Consider the following 18,185-nt stretch of genomic DNA (forward strand, 5'->3'; position numbering starts at 1 on the left):
ACTATTAATTACTAAATAATACTATGGAAAACAACAAATTAATTATAGTGGCATTAATTGCAATCATTGCCATTTTACTTATTTTGATTGGAGCTACCGTTTTTCCAACAATGATGAAAGAAAATTGCCAGTTAGAAATAACAAACCCAGAATCTCTAAATGAAGGCGACAATATCACCGTCAAACTATCTGATTCAAAAAATAACCCTATTTCTGATAAAAACATTAAAGTTGTCCTTAAAAGTCCCAATAACACACAGGAATATGTGATTAAAACAGATTCTAACGGAATTGCAACTTTAACATTAACTGAAGAAAACAACGGAACCCATAATCTGACATGCAGTTTTGAAGGTGATGATACATACAATGCGGCTTCCGCTACAAAGGAAATTACTGTAAAAAGTGCCGCCGAAACAACTTCAAGTTCATCAAGTAGTTCTGAAAATTCAATTGAAGCAAACAGGCCTAAAAATGATCCGAATTACAAAGGGTACACACCAAATCATGAAAGTGAAGTTGTTAACGGGTGGAATCCTAGTGAACACGAACAATCTCGCCAGTCCCTGAGTGATGGAAACCAGAGAATTCAATATGATGACGGTTACTTTAGGATTGTTGATTCAAACGGATATGTAATTACTTACGGCTATGGCGGTTAAACCATAGCTTTTTTTATTTTTAAAAACCAATATAAAACCATGATTGAAAAAATACCTATTCCAATTTGTGGTTTAATTCTTGCATTATTATCACTTGGAAATCTTTTAAATGATGTGCATCCTCATTTAAGAGTGATTTGTGCTGCAATAGGTATAATATTAATGATTTCAATAATTTTAAAACTTATTTTATACCCAAAAAATATTAAAGAAGATTTTAAAAATCCGATTATTGCAAGTAATTCAGGTACTTTTTCGATGAGTTTGATGCTTTTATCTACATACCTCCAACCATTCATGCCAAATATTGCATATGGTGTGTGGATATTTGGTGTAGCTTTGCATATTTTACTAATGATTTACTTCACCCATCATTTCATCATACGTAACTTTGATATTTCGACAGTCTATCCAAGCTACTGGATAGTGTTTATCGGAATTACAATGGGAGCAATTACAGCTAATGCACATGGTCTTGATGGACTAGGTTTCATATTCTTTTTAGTCGGATTCATTGCTATGATTATAACCCTGCCTCTTGTAGTATACAGATACTTGAAATATAGTGATATTCCGGATGCAAACAAGCCATTGATATGTATCTTCAATGCAGTCTTAAGCATATTGATTGTGGGATACATCAATTCATATAACCACATATCCCTTGGGTTTTTAGGAATAATGTATTTATTTGCATGCATATTCTACATATTTGCACTAGCTAAATTCATAGAATATAGAAACTTAGACTTTTATCCAAGCTTTTCAGCATTTACATTTCCATTTGTAATAAGCACACTTGCAACAAAAGGAGTGATTTCAAAAATAGGATCAAAGATCATTTTAAATGGTGTTTTAAGCATTGAAACTGTCATAGCTACAGCTATTGTATTGTATGTTCTAACAAAATATATAAAATTTTTAAGTAGAAATGAATCTACTTAACTTTTATTGATTAATCTAACTTTATTAGGAGAGATGATAATCAGATTCTTTTCTTCAGAGCGTGCAAGCAATAAAGCTTGAGCACCGTATTTTGCCCTCATCTGTTTAATTTTTTCTCCAGCCAATTTGAAGTTAGCGGGACTATCCTTTTCTAAGAAAGATAAATCCAATATCACAGGATTTCTCTCTTCAACAATTTGGTCAATAACATAGTTAACGTCATCGATTGATTTCGGCCTAATGAGAACAATCTCATAATATGACTGTTCAGGAGTGATTACATAATCATCATAATCATCTTGAATCGGAGTAGGTCTTGGCATTTGCTCAGAACTTTGAGTAGGATTAGGATTAAAAGTAGGATTAGTATTGTAGGTAGGATTAGGATTTTGAGTAGGTCTGGAAGATTGGGAATCATCTTGTTGTATCATTCCTCGCAAATTGCTGACTCCAGCCTTCACATCATTAGTCAACTCATCCAATATTTCATAAAAGCTTGACTCATCATTTGTCTTATCGTTACTTGTATTTGTTTCTTCGAAGCCTAAACTTCTTTTTAATGTGTCCATAAAGCTCATTTAAATTACTCCTCTAAATATTCAATAATAGCATCCAACAGTTTAGCTGCTCCATTATTATAAACATCTTCAACAGGCAATCCAAATTCAGATTCGAAAGATTCAATTGTCATATCGTCGTCAGCATTTTTAAGATTGATAGATAAACCAACAACTTTTGTAGGTTCAACAGCCTCAATAGCTTTAATTTCTTCTTCGATGCCTTTTGGTTCTCTGTAAGGGTGATTTGGTCTGTGTCCAACAATAACCGCATCAGGAGCGGCACCAATTAAAATAGCTGCAGACAATCCTCTTGGGTGAGGATTTCCATCTTCAGTTAAGCTAGACTGACCTTCAATAAAAATAATATCAGGGTTTTTTGTTTCTTCCACGTATTTAATAGCAGATAATACGGCTGCCGGAACATCCATTGCGGATAAACTTCCAGCCCTAAAATTAAAATCAGTCGGTTCTTCCAATCCCATTTCATCAGTTGAAATTATTGCAGGGGTCAAATCTCTTTCCATACAGGCCAGGCCTAATTTTTTTGTTGTGGTTCTTTTACCGCATTCCTGGGAAGTTCCTCCAACGAAAATTACAGGAGCTTTAGGAACATAAGATATTTTCGGCAAAACTTCGCAAGATTTTTCAGGAGCTATGCCAGCTATCATTTCAACAACGTCCAATCTAGGGCCAATTTCTTTTATTACAACATTTTTTGAGTCTGCAAATTTCTTTAGAGACAAGTTTTCACTTATTGACAATGATCTAAATGAAGTAACAACATTCAATCCAGCATCAATAGCTTGGACCGCATATTTTAGCGCAGCACCTTCAGCGCCAATCGGCAGCATTATGACAAGAGATTTTGCTTCAGGCGCATCTTTTAAACATTCCTCAAGACTGCCTGTAACTTTATATTTACAAAACTCTTTTCCTTGTTTGTTAACATTATCATCAATGAATCCTATAGCTTCAACACCTTCAAGGTTGGAGAATTTTTCTCCACCGCCGCCACAACCAACTACAATGAATGGATTTAACTCTTGAATCTCTTTAACTGATTTTATTGAATACAACAATTTCACCCCTATAACTTATAATTTATAATTATCCCTGTAATTTATTATCCTACCATTTTTGAAAAAAATCATAAAAATAATATTATATTATTAAATATAATTTTTCATATTAATAAATGTAAATGTTTAAAGACTAATAATTAATAAATATAATATTAATTAAAAAAAATTAAAAGGAGAATCAAGCATGAGAAAACCCTATGTTATATTGATAGGAAGTGCATCCGGAATTGGAAAATCAACAATAGCCGCAGAACTTGCCAAACAACTCAACATTAAACATTTAATTGAAAGTGACTTCATTAGAGCTGTTGTCCGAGGAATTATTGGTAAGGAATATGCGCCAGCACTCCATAGCTCATCCTATGATGCCTATAAACATCTGAGAAACAAAAATCGATATGAAGATTATGCTGATTTGGTTTCAGCAGGGTTTGATGAACATGCATCCTATGTAATTCCGGCTTTGGAAAAAATAATTCAGCGAGCCATAACCGACTATGACGATATCGTTATTGAAGGGGTTCACCTAGTTCCGGGATTAATCGATATTGAACAGTTCAGAGAATATGCAAACATCTACTTCTTTGTTTTAAGTTCAGATGAGGAATCCCACAAAGAAAGATTTGTCAAAAGGGCCATTCAAATTCAACGTGGCGGAAAACAGCTTGATTTCTTTAAAGAGAATAGGATTATCCATGACCACTTATTAAGGCAAGCTGAAAAAAATGATGTGGAAATCGTAAAAGCCGAAACCATTGAAAAGACTCTGGATAAGATTTTATCAATTATCAATAAGGCTTGCAGCACAATTAAGTTAACTAATTCTGTTGAAGAGCTTGAGGATGTGATAAACATCATCATTAAGCAAAACAACGGATCACTTGAAAAAGTGACATACAATATTCCTGGCTTTAAGGAGCCGCTGGTTCGAAACATTAACGTTTCAGATGTGAACTCCGCCGAAAAATTTATAAGAAATATCAATGAAAGTGAAGACAAAAAGGAATACCTGAATAAATTATATGGCCTGTCAGATTACAGGAATACAACAATCTGTGCTTCAAACCAGGAAAAATTGGATAAGATTATAACTGAATTAAAAGATAAAGGATATGTTTTAAATGAATGATGAAACTCTTACTGAAATGATTATTAAATGCCCAGCATGCGGAATTGAAGGTGTCGCCAAATCCATAATGAAGGAAATCGAAATTCCCCATTTTGGAAATGTATTAGAGACAAGCATACAATGCCCATCATGCGGATTTAAACATAATGACATTATAGCACTTGAACAGAACGACCCTGCAAAATATGTTCTTGAAATAAATAGAAACAACTTGTCCATCCGTGTTGTTAGATCACAATCCGCAACCGTTTCAATCCCCGAAATCGGTGTTAAAGTGGAACCAGGTCCAAAATCAGAAGGTTATGTAACCAATGTGGAAGGCATGCTGACACGATTTGAAGACGCTGTAAAAAAAGCGTTGAATCTGTTTGATGATGTTGAATCACAAACTAATGCTAAAAAAACTTTAGATGAAATTCATGAGCTAAAAAAAGGAAACGGAACTGCTACATTAATAATTTTGGATCCATTCGGACAAAGCAATATCGTTAGTGAAAAAGCAGAAATTCTGGAAATTCCAGAAGAGGAATTAAAAAATTTAAAAACAGGTTTTACACATATTGAAGATAATTAGAAGGAAGAATTATTCTCCTTCCTCTTCATCATCAAGACTTGCTGAGAAATTGGTGAAAGTATCTTCTTCAACAACATCTTTTAATTTTAAGGTTTTTTGAACATCCATAGCTAATGCATTACAATCAGCTTTAATAGCTTCTAAATGTAATAAAATTCTTTCTTTTTCTTGATTAATCCTTTCGATGTTAGTGTATGGGTAAGTGGATTCCTTAAGCATTTCGTATTCTATTGTAGTGTAAGGATAATCATTCAATTGTTTACATACATTTTTTAAAACATCACCTAAAAATTTGTTCATTTCGACTTTTACTCTTTCCCTAATCATTTTGTCATCGTCTAGATTTTCTTTCATCAAACGAACAACTTCAGCCTTAGCGAAAGGTAACTTTTCATCATCTTCGTCTACGATTTCTTCTTCATCAAAAATTTCATCTTCAGGCATAATAACATCTCATTCGATTTTTTAATAATATTGACCATACCTGCAATCTTTTAGAAAAAATTGGCGGTACATCAATATCTAAGTAAACATTTATTGAAAGTTATATATAAATGTATTGATTTAATTAGAGAATTGAAGCAGTATTCGAGTAGTTTTCATGCCAACATATAAAATAATCAATCGGAAAATTAATAATTTTGATACTTGTAAAATTTTGAAAAATCGTTTTAAAAAATAAAAAATAGTAGCATTGAAGCTACTTTAAATTATCTTTTCTTTGAGAAATTGCGACCCAAAAATATCATCAAGAACACTATTGAAATCAGCAAAACTGCAAACGGATTGGCAGTAATGTGATTTTCATCAATTAAAACATCAAGTGCAGATGAATTTGGAGTTGAATTTGCTTTATCTAGATGTTTTTCGGGAATTTCATCATTTTCACTGACATTGACCAAAACTTCATCCTGATTGTTATCGCTGTCATAATCAAATGTATCGCTTATTGCAACAACCATGTTTTTGGCAATGTCCGCACCTGCAGCCATTGCTTTTATGTAGAGTTCGGCATGCTCCCCATTATCCAGACAATCGATATTCCATACCTGGTTTGAATCATCATAACTTCCTTTTGAAGCCCTTGCTGATTTAAAAGTCAATGATTTATCCGGAATTTCATTAACTTTAACGTTTCTGGCTTCATCAGGTCCGTTATTGACAATTTTAATGGAATAATCTACAATATCACCAACTTTATAATAATATTTTGAGACCGTTTTTGTTATTGACAAATCGCAGGCCGGTGGAACATCAATCTCTTCAACATCCCTATTGTTAACCGGATTTGGATCATGTTCATCACCTGAAATTATAGCAATATTTTCAAAAACACCAGTGGATATCACTTTGCAAATAATATCTAACTGTTTAACTTCATTTAAGGCCAAATCACCAATATGCCAGGTACCATCAGCAGTTATGTTGTCGCTTGAGCTGACGAATTCAACACCGTTAGGCATTATGTCCCTGACAGTGACATTTGTTGCATCATTAGGACCGTTATTGCGAGCGATGATGCTCCATTTGATTAAATCACCGTAATTAGGATTTGAATTATTGACAATTTTTTCAACTGACAAATCAGTCACTGGACTAACATTGATTTTTTCACTAGCTTTATTGTTGGATTCATTCCGGTCAACCTGTGAACATCTGGCTATTGCCTCATTTAGAATCTCACCCAATTTATTCACACTGCAAGTGATATTAATGTATGCAATATCACCATTATCCAATCTAGGAATGCTCCATTTGTTATTCTTGAATGTTCCGACAGTACTTGAATAACCCCTTAAAATTAAACCGCTATCCAACACATCAGAAACTACAACATTGGTAGCCCTATCCGGACCGTTGTTTCTAATGGATATAAACCATGTGATATTATCTCCGAAATAAGGTGTTTTATCGGATACCTGTTTGGTTACCTCCAAGTCAACGGTTGATGGGACTTTGATTGATTCATTATCCTTGTTGTTGGATTTGTTTAAGTCAACTTCATCAGCAGAAATTGAAGCGAAATTGGTAATTGTACCTGTCTTATTGACTTTACAAGTGATTTCCAATATTTGCTCTTCACCATTTTCCAAACAACACAATCCCCAGACGCCGTTATCATAAAGACCTTTGCTTAGAGTAACATTCATCACTATCAATCCATCAGGCAAAACATCATCTACAAAAACGGATGTGGCCTTATCGGGACCATTGTTTTTAGCGATTACTGTCCATTTAATGATATCACCATATTTTGGTTTTGAATTATTGACCAATTTGGATACACTTACATCGGCTGTTTTTGAAACGTTTATATAGGAATCATCCTTATTGTTGGATAAATCAGGATCGAATTTGCTTCCGTTTACAGAAACATTATTCTGAGTGAAACCGGTAGCAACTACACGAGTAATGATATTTAACCGGACAGATGCATTAGGAATTAAGTTGCCTATTGTCCATCTGCCGTTAGCACGGTTATATTTTCCACGGCCATCATCACTAACCCAAGCCAGTGAATCCGGAAGTAAATCGGAAACTACAACACCACTTGCTTCATCAGGCCCATTGTTTCGAACAGTGATAGTCCAACATATTTCCTCACCGTAATTAGGATTGGTAACATTCACTGTTTTTATAACTTCCAAATCAGCAGCAGAATTAATGAAAACTGACGCTTCATCCCTATTGTTGGATTTATCAGGGTCATATTGCTTTCCACTGACATTAGCTACATTAGTGAATAATCCTGTTTTGTTGACTTTGCAAATAAATTCATAGGTCAAATTTTCACCAATTCCTAAAGATCCTACATTAATGACCCCATTTGAGTATGATCCCCTTGGTAAAATTGAGCGAACCAAAATAAGTCCATCAGGCAATTTATCGGATACTTTAACACCATATGCATTGCTCGGACCGTTATTGGAAATAACTATTTTCCAAGTGATTTCATCACCGAAATTAGCAGATGAAACATTTATTGACTTTTCAATAACCAGATCTGCAGAGTTATTGACTTTAATACTGCAAGAGTCCTTATTATTTGATTCATTCCTGTCACGTTCATCTCCTTTAACGGAAACATCGTTTTTAATGGTTCCAGTTCCATTTACCTGGCAGAATATGTCCAATGTGACTTCTTCATTAACATCTAAAGTTCCAATGACCCATTTTCCAGTATTTTTATTGTAATTTGCACTGTTATCAATGTAAATCATAGATTTTGGAAGGATATCAGTCATTACAACATTATGCGCCGGGTCAGGACCATTATTTCGAACGACGATTGTCCATTTAATATAGTCACGATAATTCGGATTAGAATTGTTAACTGATTTAACGACTTCCAAATCACAGGTTTTCGGAACAGTGATTGACGCTTCATCCCTATTGTTGGATTTATCAGGATCGTATTGCTTTCCACTGACATTAGCTACATTAGTGAATAATCCTGTTTTGTTAATTTTGCAAATAAATTCATAGGTCAAATTTTCACCAATTCCTAAAGACCCTACATTAATGACCCCATTTGAGTATGTTCCCCTTGGTAAAATTGGGCGAACAAGAATTAGTCCATCAGGCAATACATCAGATACTTTAACACCATATGCATTGCTTGGACCGTTATTGGAAATAACTATTTTCCAAGTGATTTCATCACCGAAATTAGCAGATGAGACATTTATTGACTTTTCAATAGCCAAATCTGCAGAGTTATTGACTTTTATACTGCAGGAGTCATAATTATTTGATTCATTCCTGTCACGTTCATCTCCTTTAACGGAAACGTCATTTTTGATGGTTCCTGTTGCATTTACCTGGCAGAATATGTCCAATGTGACTTCTTCATTAACACCTAAAGTCCCAATGACCCATTTTCCATTATTTTTATTGTAATTTGCACTGTTGCTAATGTAAATCATAGATTTTGGAAGGATATCAGTCATTACAACATTATGTGCCGGATCAGGACCATTATTCCGAACGACAATTGTCCATTTAATATAGTCGCGATAACTTGGATTAGAATTGTTGACTAATTTAACGACTTCCAAATCACAGGTTTTCGGAACTGTAATCGATGCCTCATCATGGTTGTTAGACAAATTTACATCAAATTCATTGGAGGTGACATTTGCTTCATTAACTATATCACCGGTTTTATTGATTCTGGCATAGATATTGACAATTATAGTCTGATTGACTTCAACATCCCCAATATACAAACTGCCTGTCTGATGATTATATGAACCGTTACTATCATCATTAATATAAACCAATCCGATAGGAAGAATATCATGAACTGTGACATTTGTTGCTTTGTTAGGACCATGGTTTGTAATATTCAATGTCCATACAACGACATCATCATAGTTGTAAGATTCTGAAGCGGACAATTTTCTAACCTGACTGTCAATTTTTGGAATAACATTGAATGTTGTAGTGTTAATAATAGCTTTGTAGTAGGTATCTTCTGTATGTCTTGCAGTCACATAATATTTTCCCGGCTGCAAACCATCCAATTCGTCTGAAACCTCACCAAGATAGTTGGAAGTTAATGTTTCATTATAAATTAAAAGACCATCCTCCCTTTCGACAGTGAGTAAGATTTTCATGTTATATTCACGGTCATCCTGATATAACCTGCCATTATTTGTGGCACCATCTAAAGGGGATTCGCCGTCAATTGACAAATGGGAATAATCCGCAGCATTGTAGATTGCATTTGAAACCGCAAGATTATTATATCTGGCAATGTTGTTTCCACCATGAATGACAGATTTTAACTCTTCTGTTTGTCCATAGAAGATGTCATTTGCATAAATCGGCAATAAATAAACCCAAGCCTGATTTTCAAATAATGTATTATTATTTAGGATTAATTCATTTCCATATTTGTCATAATAAATTGCACTGCCGTTTCTGGCAGTATTATAATAGAACTCTGAATTACACACATTAGCTTTGGTACTGTTTATATAAATTGCACCACCTAATCCGTCGTTTAATTTATTATAATCCGGGCGAGCCTCATTAGAGATAAATAATGAATTATCTACAAGAGTATTTTCCCCTTTGGAATAAATTGCTCCGCCATCCACTTCAGCAAGATTCAAAGTAAAATTTGAATTGTGGATTTCAACATTTTGTGCTTCAATATTTAAAGCACCACCATAAACATCCGCATAATTATCATAGAAAGTAGAATTGAAAATATTTATATTCACACCTGCTACCTGAATAGCTCCTCCTTTAGGGGCAATATTGCATTCAAAATAACAGTTAACTATTTCAAAATCCATAATATCATATTGATATCCTGTGGAAACCGCACCTCCATACAGCTTATTTGCATAGTTATCCCTAAAAGTACAGTTCTCAAGTTTACCGGATGCATGGAATGTTAAAGCTCCGCCTTGGTCAGCATGGTTATTGGTGAATACGCAATTCACATATTCTACTCCATTACGAACACAACCTGCACCGCCATGGGAATTTCTATTGATGCTGATTGCATAATTATTGTTGAAAGTACAATTATAAACTAAAGCTTTATAGTTATTTACATCCAAACCAATCTGTATTGCACCGCCATATACTGAACCACTGCCTTTAACCCAATTTGAGTCAAAAAGACAATTAATTACTTTCGAATTCATTCCGTAAACTCCAACGGCACCTGCTGTGGAGAAGTTTTGAAGACTTTTGAAGTATCCCGAATTGTTCCTGAATTCGCAATTCTGAATTGTTAAATTTTCAGCAGTGTATAAGTCATATAATGATGATAATACGCCACCGTGATTGGCATGATTATTCTCGAAAATACAATTGTCAACAATGACATTTTTCGTCAATATATAAACTGCCGATCCAACATCCCCTTCAGCATGTATAAATCTTAAATTGGATATTACACTTCCATGGGCATCACCCGTAATGTTAAAAATACTGGATACATCTTCACCATCCAAAGTCGCAGAAGATGCGGATGTGATTGTTAGCCTTTTATCAATATTTATTGTTGATTCATTTCCATTTGCACTATAATCACCAGTTAAATATATTGTATCTCCAGCCCGTGCATTATTTATTACATTTTGAATATCCTGAAATGTTCTTCCATTAACAGAATAATCTGTAGCCAAAATATTCCCACTACTCTTATCTACCTCCAGAATTTCATTTGCTTGAGAATTTCCTAGTTTATCTTTAATATCCAATTCCATTATTGGCCCATTGCCTTTTTCATTTAACTCTGCCGCATAAGAATCTTCAATATTTAATCCAACTGCTGCAAATATTAAACAAATAAATAGCATGGAAATAATGAAATTTTTGCTAATTGCTATCTTTTGAGTTTTATTTAACATTTAATCACCTTTTGAGGACGATGATAACCACTATTAATTAGCAAAAGCTATTAACTAGCAATTAAACTTTTTACTTTAGTTAAAACTTTAAAAAGAATAGATTATAATTATAAAATTTAAAAAATAACTTTCGAATCATCAGAAATGCTATTTTTTAGCCTTCTACCACAAGATATTTTTAACAAATACTGCACAAATTCGTAGGTTATTTTAATTTTACAACATAAACTAAACTTTCTTAAATTCTTGCTAAATTTAACTTAAAATAAAAGATAACCTTTTTAAATCCTCAAAATCAGTATTTAGCCTCAATTTATTTAAATTTTTTCTTATATATAACTAAAATTTAATATTATCAAAAAATATTCTATTTAAAAATAAAATTAATTAATTGAAATGAATAAAATATTTTAATCATGAAATAATAAAGTAATATTAATAAAAGTTAAGGTAAGATATATGAAAAAACAAATTGCGATACTAATTATGGCATTATTAATAATTGCACCAGTTATCCAGGATGTATCTGCAACCAAAACTGTTTTCATTACAACAGACAATATTGTAGACCATGATTTTGATGTGAATTTATTAAATTCCATTAAAAAATATATACAGGAAATTAGCGGAGGGGAACTTCAAGTCATCATCGATAATCAGGCCCCTGCACCTGGAGAAGGTTCACGGTCAATGCAGGTAACAAGTGATGTGAGCATAAATTTGGCGGCAGCTGATGCTGGAAACTTCCAATTATTAAGTAATTATAGTACAAATAATGATAAACAGATTATTTTTGTTAATATAGGTGATTATGATTTAGACAATCATTCAGACTATCTTAGAAGAGCATGGGACGACAATTATTCCAATGAAAGTCTGGCAGGTTTACGCGCGCCAGGAACATTCCTGAAAAATGCGGGAATATATTACATCCAGCCTGCAAAGGAATATCCCGACAACTACCATGATGGCATTTTAAGCCACTACGATGATGAAATGTGTAAAAATATTGCTCAGGAAATTGTTGATATCATTAATACCCATGGAAACGATACAAGAGTATATAGTGATGAGTTAGTTGTTAAAAATCACATTTCTCCAGAAGGAATGGCAAATGCAAGTAAAGCTCTAATAAACAGCAATGATACTGAATTTACCGGAAAATACGGTGCTTACACCGGTCCCGAATTATTATACCAAACAAGCGCATATCTAAATGGTGATGGAATTGACATTCCAAAGAAATATGGCGAACCTGAAGATCCTATGGGCATTTCATTTATGACAAGAGATTCTTATTCAATTTATGATTATTTCAAAATGGCTGGAATTGTTAAAGAGTATATGGATGAGAACGGACGTGCGCCGGATTCAATTGAATATGAAGGAGCTCATATCGGATATTATGATTTATTGTACAACTTTGCAAAAATAACTCAAAACCATACTGATGCCAAACATATGAACTTTGAAAATGAATATCATTTCGATAAGGTGAATGACTCAGTATTACTGCACGTATTCCCATTTGTTTTAATATTTTTCGTATTATTTGTTGCATATTGGGGATATAAGAAAATAAAAAGATTTTAAGTATTTTAAATAATGTATTGTTTACTATTTAACTGAATAGATATGGAAGGAAAATTATGAAGAGATATATTTCAGAATTAATAGGAACTATGGTTTTAGTTCTATTCGGATGCGGAAGTGCTGCAATAGCCGGTGCGGCCTTAGGCAACCTCGGCATTGCAATGGCCTTCGGCTTATCAATTGTGGCAATGGCTTATGTAATTGGTGACATCTCAGGATGCCACATCAATCCGGCTGTTTCAATAGGCATGTGGATTGATGGGAGAATGGAAGAAAAAGACTTAATAATGTACATCATATTCCAATGCATCGGTGCAATTATAGGTATTGCATTGCTTGTAGCAATCATCAACTCTGCTCCTGATCTTGGCGGATACTTGGCAACAGGATTAGGTCAAAACGGATTTGGATCTGCATCAAGTGTTGGCCTTGATGTTGTAGGTGCAATAATTGTAGAAATTATCTTAACTTTTGTATTTGTATTCACCGTTCTAGGAGTTACCAAAAAAACAGAAAATGCAACAATCGCAGGAATTGTAATCGGTTTAACTTTAGCATTCGTACACATAATGGGAATCCCATTAACCGGTACTTCAGTTAACCCTGCTCGTAGTTTAGCACCTGCATTATTCATGGGAGGACAAGCCCTCCAACAAGTTTGGGTATTTATATTGGCCCCAATCGTCGGTGCTGTAATTGCAGGTTTATTGTTCAAAGCTTTAGCTTCAGAGGATATTTAAATCCTCTAACTTTTTTTATTTTTAAATTTTAATGCTTCCAACGTAATTATAACCTCTAATATCTTCAAAATCGTCATTTATTTCAAATTCAAATGTTTTCTCATTGGCAACATACATATGGGCTAAACTGATTCCAATATCAATCGGATTCCATTTTTTAAGAATTTGGCGCTTAATGATGTTTTGTTTTATTTGATAAACATCAAATCCGTCGCTAGAATGTTTATAAAACCAAGGCTGTGAATTAATAGCTGAAGGCGCAAGCTGTGCCGGTTTTAATCTATCATCTTCAAAATCACTAATGTTTGCCAGACTTTTTCTTTTAAACTTGGATATGTCCCTTGTTAAATCATTAGATTTTCCAAAAGCGATTGCAATTATAAATTCAGGGTCTTTATTTTTAACTGAAGCCATACCAACCCAACAACTGCCAATACCCCTGCTTTGTAAAAAAAGAGAAACTTGCTGAAAAATAAACCCAATATTTTCAAGATAATTTTCTTTTTTCTCACTATATAATGCCAGATAGTAAGGTGCACTCCAACGGGTTTTTAAATTTAATCTATCTTTTGTTAAAATCTCATATCTATAATTTATACCATCATTTAAAGACTTTGCATTTGAAATGAATTCATGAACTGGAGTCATATCCATCGTATCCTCAACATACTTGCGACAAGATTTTCTAACATATATCTGATTAGCCAAATTCATTGAAAACCACCATATGAATACTAGATTTATTTTTCGATTATATAAAATATAAATAATATTGAAAGGATATTTATATATAAGGTGAATATATGAAAATTGTTGTAGCAATTGGAGGATCAATTTTATTGAAAGAATATGACTGTAAAAAATTCCAAGAATACAGTGCCATCTTAAAAGATTTATCCAAAGAACATGATTTGTTTGTTGTAATCGGCGGCGGAAAACCAGCAAGAGAATACATTGGAGTAGTACGTGACTTGGGCGCTGGAGAGGCACAATGCGACGATATTGGAATTGAAGTTACAAGAATCAATGCAAAATTAATGTTGTCTGCTCTTGGTGATACAGCATATCAAAGGGTCCCTCATAATTTCCAGGAAGCTTTAGAATTCTCAGCCAGTGGAAAAATAATAGTTATGGGAGGAACTGAACCTGCACACAGTACTGATGCCGTTTCAGCGATTCTCGCAGAATATATCAATGCTGATAAATTAATCAACTTGACTTCCGTTGACGGAATGTATACAAAAGACCCTAACAAATTTGAAGATGCTGAACTTGTCCCTGAAATCACAGCGACTGATTTGCTTGACTTTTTAAGCGGTAAGGATGTCAAAGCCGGAACCTATGAATTCTTTGACACAACAGCAGTTCAAATGATAAAAAGATCCAACTTGGAAACTGTTATAACTAACGGTTTTGAACCTGAAAACCTAATTAAAGCCGTCAATGGCGAAAAAATAGGTACTAAAATCATAAACGAATAGGTGGTTTGGTGGATAATCTCATCGATATCGGTTTAAACCTAATGCACAAATCATTTAGAAAGGACCGAGTAGAAATTATCGAAGAAGCGAAAAAAGTTGGAGTCAATCAATTCATCATCACAGGAACCAATGTGCATTCAAGCCAAATGGCAGCGGAATATGCATCAAAATATCCCGAAACACTATTTTCAACATCAGGAGTGCATCCCCATGATGCAAAGACATGCAATGGCCATACCATTAATGAATTGGAAAAAATGTCTAAAAACGGCTCCGTGGTAGCAATTGGAGAATGTGGTCTTGACTATAACCGAAACTTTTCACCGCAGGATTTGCAAAGAAAATGGTTTGAAGCACAGGTAGAACTTGCACAAAGACTAGATATGCCGTTGTTTTTGCATGAAAGGGAAGCACACAAAGATTTGTACAACATACTTGAAAAATATGATGTAGGCGAGAAATCCGTTGTCCATTGCTTTACCGGAACCAAAAGTGAAGCTGAAAATTATGTTGATTTAGGATGTTACATTGGAGTTACCGGATGGATTTGTGATATGAAAAGAGGAAGAGACTTGCAAGAAGCTGTGAGTGCGATTCCGCCCGAAAAATTAATGATTGAAACTGATGCACCATTCTTGATACCAAAAAACTTTGATGTAAAACCTAAAAAAAATAGGAACGAACCGAAATATTTACCTCATATCCTCGAAACAATTGCACTCTGCATGGGTCTTGATAAGGAAGAACTTGCAGTTCAGGTTACTAAAAATACTAAAGAATTTTTTAAAATATAGGAGATGAAAAAATGGCAGTAGAACCTCACAAACATTGCCCAATATGTGGAACCCCAATACCTTTAAACGAACTTGTATGCTCACCAGATTGCCAAAAAGTCTGGGATGCAAGATTAGCACAAACTAAAAGAACCAGATTAATATTATATGTGGTTATAGCAATATTCCTAATTATCTGGGCAATAATGACTTTTATGAAATAGTGATATTAATGATTCTAACCTCATCAAATACCTTGGCTGATAAAAAGATAATCGATTATAAAGGATTGGTTACCGGAGAGTCACTCATCGGCGCCAATATCTACAAAGATTTATTTTCAGGAGTTCGTGATGTTGTAGGCGGAAGAACCTCCAAATATGAAGAAGAGCTTAAAAAAGCAAGAGACATTGCTTTAGAGAGTATGGAAGAAAAAGCTGAAGCTTTAGGTGCAAATGCAATTATCGGACTTAAAATATCTTATGACAATCTTGGCGGCACTATGGGAAATACAATCCTTGTAACGGCTTATGGTACTGCCGTTCATTTTGAATAACATGAAAATTAGAAATACTGAAATTGACATCAGACATGCTCTGAGAGTACTTTTCTGTATCGGCGCAGGTACTGCAATAGGACTTTTAGTTTATGGTATTTTTTTATATTTCCATATCGACATTTTCGGTTGGAATCTAGGTTTGATTTTCGCCCCATTGGCTGCAGGTTATGTTGAAACTGTTCTTGCAAATAGGATTATCGGTGAAAATACAGGTGCAATAAGTGCATTCATTCTTTTTATAGATACAACATTTTACAGTTTTATCCTAAAAAATCCAACATTAGGAGTTAATTTAATAACTGCCGGATCAATAATTGTTATCTTACAAGCGGCATTTCCAACATTGATAAACTATATTCTTCTAGTTGTACTTGGAGGAATTTTTTCAAATTTCCTAAAAGGCTTGAAAAACTTTGTTAAAAAAATTGAAGATGCATATGCAAACCGACACCTGTTTTTTTGGGACAGTCCTCCTGAAAAAATCGAAGATGAAGAAATAACTTTATTTGACGAAGTTGAAAGTAACAATAAACTGAATAGCCTTGATTTTTACTTTATAACCAGTACAGATATAGTCGATAGAAAACATGAAATTATTGGAGTTTTCCAAAGTCAGGTGATTTTAAAAAGGGATACACATTTGGTTCATGCGGACATTGGAGAATTTGAGCTTAAAACACTAAATTATATTAAACAGGGAAAAGACGAATGTTTAATAAAACTATCTGAAAAGATTAAATCCCATGGTGGAAACGGGATTCTGAATTTGGAAATTCATTATAGCCTTGTTGGACTTGGTGGAGATGACTTCCATATAAGCGCTACTGGAATCGGACTTTATATCCCTTAAAAAATTCTGAACTGAATTAAGGTAGAATACCCAACATCTTTAATGCCATGTACACCACTAAAACAGAAAATACTATTTTTAATTTCTTTTGAGGAACTTTATGAGCCATTTTAGCTCCAAATGATGCGAACGGTACTGAAAAACAAGCTATCAAAATAAAATTAATAATGCTTACATATCCAATTGAATATGGGAATGTGCTAACGCCCCAACCGGATACTATATATGACAAAAATCCTCCGATGGCAGTTAGACTAATGAATATTGAGGATGTTCCAATAGCTTCTATTAATGAAAAACCTAAAAGCGCTGTTAAAATAACTATTAGGAATACTCCGCCTCCGATGCCTAAAAGACCAGATGCGAATCCAACCAAAATTCCGATGACAGCACAGGAAATCAGATTGAATGGAATTTTTGCTTCTTCCCTTTCCTTGTTCAAATCAACAATATTCTTAATTGCAACAAATAACAGCAAACACCCGAATATTATTTCCAAAGTTCGTGACGGAAGTCCTGAAGCTACAAAACCTCCAACAGCACCACCAACTATTCCGAATATCCCCAACTGCAAACCTGGTTTTACAATTCCATCTAAAGATTTTGTGTGTCTGTATGCTCCGCTAAATGCGGTCGGAATAATAATGGCCAGACTTGTTCCTATTGATATGAGCATTGCAAGATTAGGTTCAACTCCAATGTATTTTAACAGGAAATACTGTAAAGGAACTATTAAAAACCCACCGCCTACACCCAAAAGTCCAGATGCAAAACCGGCGCAGATACCTATTAAAATCAAGCCTATGAAATATTCAATTGGAAACATAATCATCATTTATTTAAACTATTAATACTTAAATTAT

17 protein-coding genes are annotated in these 18,185 nt (G+C 34.0%); 11 read left to right on the forward strand and 6 right to left on the reverse strand.

The features are described from left to right. Window positions 1-23 precede the first annotated feature (23 nt). Together IJI93_RS00825 and IJI93_RS00830 are read left to right on the forward strand one after the other, a co-directional pair. On the forward strand, window positions 24-662 hold the full coding sequence (locus IJI93_RS00825; protein ID WP_292818505.1) for an Ig-like domain-containing protein: 639 nt from the start codon (window positions 24-26) through the stop codon (window positions 660-662). Between the two features lie 39 nt (window positions 663-701). Next, a complete protein-coding gene (locus IJI93_RS00830; RefSeq protein ID WP_292818508.1) occupies window positions 702-1,607 on the forward strand; it encodes a TDT family transporter in 906 nt (301 codons plus the stop codon). Here IJI93_RS00830 and IJI93_RS00835 read toward each other — a convergent pair. Next, window positions 1,604-2,185 carry a cell division protein SepF gene (locus IJI93_RS00835; RefSeq protein WP_292818511.1) on the reverse strand — a complete coding sequence of 194 codons (582 nt, stop codon included), beginning with the start codon at window positions 2,183-2,185 and terminating at the stop codon, window positions 1,604-1,606. The genes IJI93_RS00830 and IJI93_RS00835 overlap by 4 nt on opposite strands. Before the next feature lie 5 nt (window positions 2,186-2,190). Then, window positions 2,191-3,243, reverse strand: a complete 1,053-nt coding sequence (locus IJI93_RS00840; protein WP_292818514.1) for a DUF1611 domain-containing protein — start codon at window positions 3,241-3,243, stop codon at window positions 2,191-2,193. 190 nt (window positions 3,244-3,433) lie between these two features. Here IJI93_RS00840 and IJI93_RS00845 point away from each other — a divergent pair, with 190 nt between their 5' ends. Both IJI93_RS00845 and IJI93_RS00850 read left to right on the forward strand, forming a co-directional pair. Then, complete coding sequence (locus tag IJI93_RS00845) at window positions 3,434-4,378, forward strand: 3H domain-containing protein (RefSeq protein WP_292818517.1); 945 nt, start codon at window positions 3,434-3,436, stop codon at window positions 4,376-4,378. Beyond that, entirely contained in the window at window positions 4,371-4,952 is a 582-nt protein-coding gene (locus tag IJI93_RS00850; RefSeq protein ID WP_292818520.1) for a ZPR1 zinc finger domain-containing protein, read from the forward strand. The genes IJI93_RS00845 and IJI93_RS00850 overlap by 8 nt, the downstream gene beginning before the upstream one ends. 9 nt (window positions 4,953-4,961) lie before the next feature. Here IJI93_RS00850 and IJI93_RS00855 read toward each other — a convergent pair whose 3' ends face one another. Next, the gene (locus IJI93_RS00855; protein WP_292818523.1) at window positions 4,962-5,396 is read right to left on the reverse strand and encodes a hypothetical protein; all 435 of its coding nucleotides are present in this window, start codon (window positions 5,394-5,396) and stop codon (window positions 4,962-4,964) included. 266 nt (window positions 5,397-5,662) lie between these two features. Beyond that, window positions 5,663-11,326 (reverse strand): hypothetical protein, encoded by a 5,664-nt coding sequence (locus IJI93_RS00860; RefSeq protein WP_292818526.1) that lies wholly within the window; start codon window positions 11,324-11,326, stop codon window positions 5,663-5,665. 459 nt (window positions 11,327-11,785) lie between these two features. On the opposite strand from IJI93_RS00860, the gene IJI93_RS00865 reads away from it, so the two are divergent. Both IJI93_RS00865 and IJI93_RS00870 read left to right on the forward strand, forming a co-directional pair. Next, window positions 11,786-12,919 (forward strand): adhesin, encoded by a 1,134-nt coding sequence (locus IJI93_RS00865; RefSeq protein WP_292818529.1) that lies wholly within the window; start codon window positions 11,786-11,788, stop codon window positions 12,917-12,919. 56 nt (window positions 12,920-12,975) lie between these two features. Continuing rightward, window positions 12,976-13,659 (forward strand): MIP family channel protein, encoded by a 684-nt coding sequence (locus IJI93_RS00870; RefSeq protein WP_292818532.1) that lies wholly within the window; start codon window positions 12,976-12,978, stop codon window positions 13,657-13,659. A 21-nt stretch (window positions 13,660-13,680) separates the two neighbouring features. On the opposite strand, the gene IJI93_RS00875 is transcribed toward IJI93_RS00870, so the two are convergent. Then, window positions 13,681-14,373 (reverse strand): nitroreductase family protein, encoded by a 693-nt coding sequence (locus tag IJI93_RS00875; RefSeq protein WP_292818535.1) that lies wholly within the window; start codon window positions 14,371-14,373, stop codon window positions 13,681-13,683. An 89-nt stretch (window positions 14,374-14,462) separates the two neighbouring features. Here IJI93_RS00875 and pyrH point away from each other — a divergent pair, with 89 nt between their 5' ends. The 5 genes from pyrH to IJI93_RS00900 are packed head-to-tail and all read left to right on the forward strand — an operon-like array spanning window position 14,463 to window position 17,322. Then, entirely contained in the window at window positions 14,463-15,140 is a 678-nt protein-coding gene (gene pyrH / locus IJI93_RS00880; RefSeq protein ID WP_292818538.1) for a UMP kinase, read from the forward strand. 8 nt (window positions 15,141-15,148) lie between these two features. Then, on the forward strand, window positions 15,149-15,934 hold the full coding sequence (locus IJI93_RS00885; protein ID WP_292818541.1) for a TatD family hydrolase: 786 nt from the start codon (window positions 15,149-15,151) through the stop codon (window positions 15,932-15,934). Window positions 15,935-15,945: 11 nt separating this feature from the next. Continuing rightward, window positions 15,946-16,137 (forward strand): DUF2116 family Zn-ribbon domain-containing protein, encoded by a 192-nt coding sequence (locus IJI93_RS00890; RefSeq protein WP_292818544.1) that lies wholly within the window; start codon window positions 15,946-15,948, stop codon window positions 16,135-16,137. An 8-nt stretch (window positions 16,138-16,145) separates the two neighbouring features. Beyond that, the gene (locus IJI93_RS00895) at window positions 16,146-16,469 is read left to right on the forward strand and encodes a YbjQ family protein (RefSeq protein ID WP_292818547.1); all 324 of its coding nucleotides are present in this window, start codon (window positions 16,146-16,148) and stop codon (window positions 16,467-16,469) included. Window position 16,470: 1 nt separating this feature from the next. Continuing rightward, entirely contained in the window at window positions 16,471-17,322 is an 852-nt protein-coding gene (locus tag IJI93_RS00900) for a hypothetical protein (RefSeq protein WP_292818549.1), read from the forward strand. A 16-nt stretch (window positions 17,323-17,338) separates the two neighbouring features. Here the strand turns inward: IJI93_RS00900 and IJI93_RS00905 are convergent, their stop codons facing one another. After that, window positions 17,339-18,151, reverse strand: a complete 813-nt coding sequence (locus IJI93_RS00905) for a sulfite exporter TauE/SafE family protein (RefSeq protein ID WP_366513261.1) — start codon at window positions 18,149-18,151, stop codon at window positions 17,339-17,341. Window positions 18,152-18,185 lie beyond the last annotated feature (34 nt).

Source organism: Methanobrevibacter sp. (assembly GCF_017431965.1).
Lineage (GTDB): Archaea > Methanobacteriota > Methanobacteria > Methanobacteriales > Methanobacteriaceae > Methanocatella.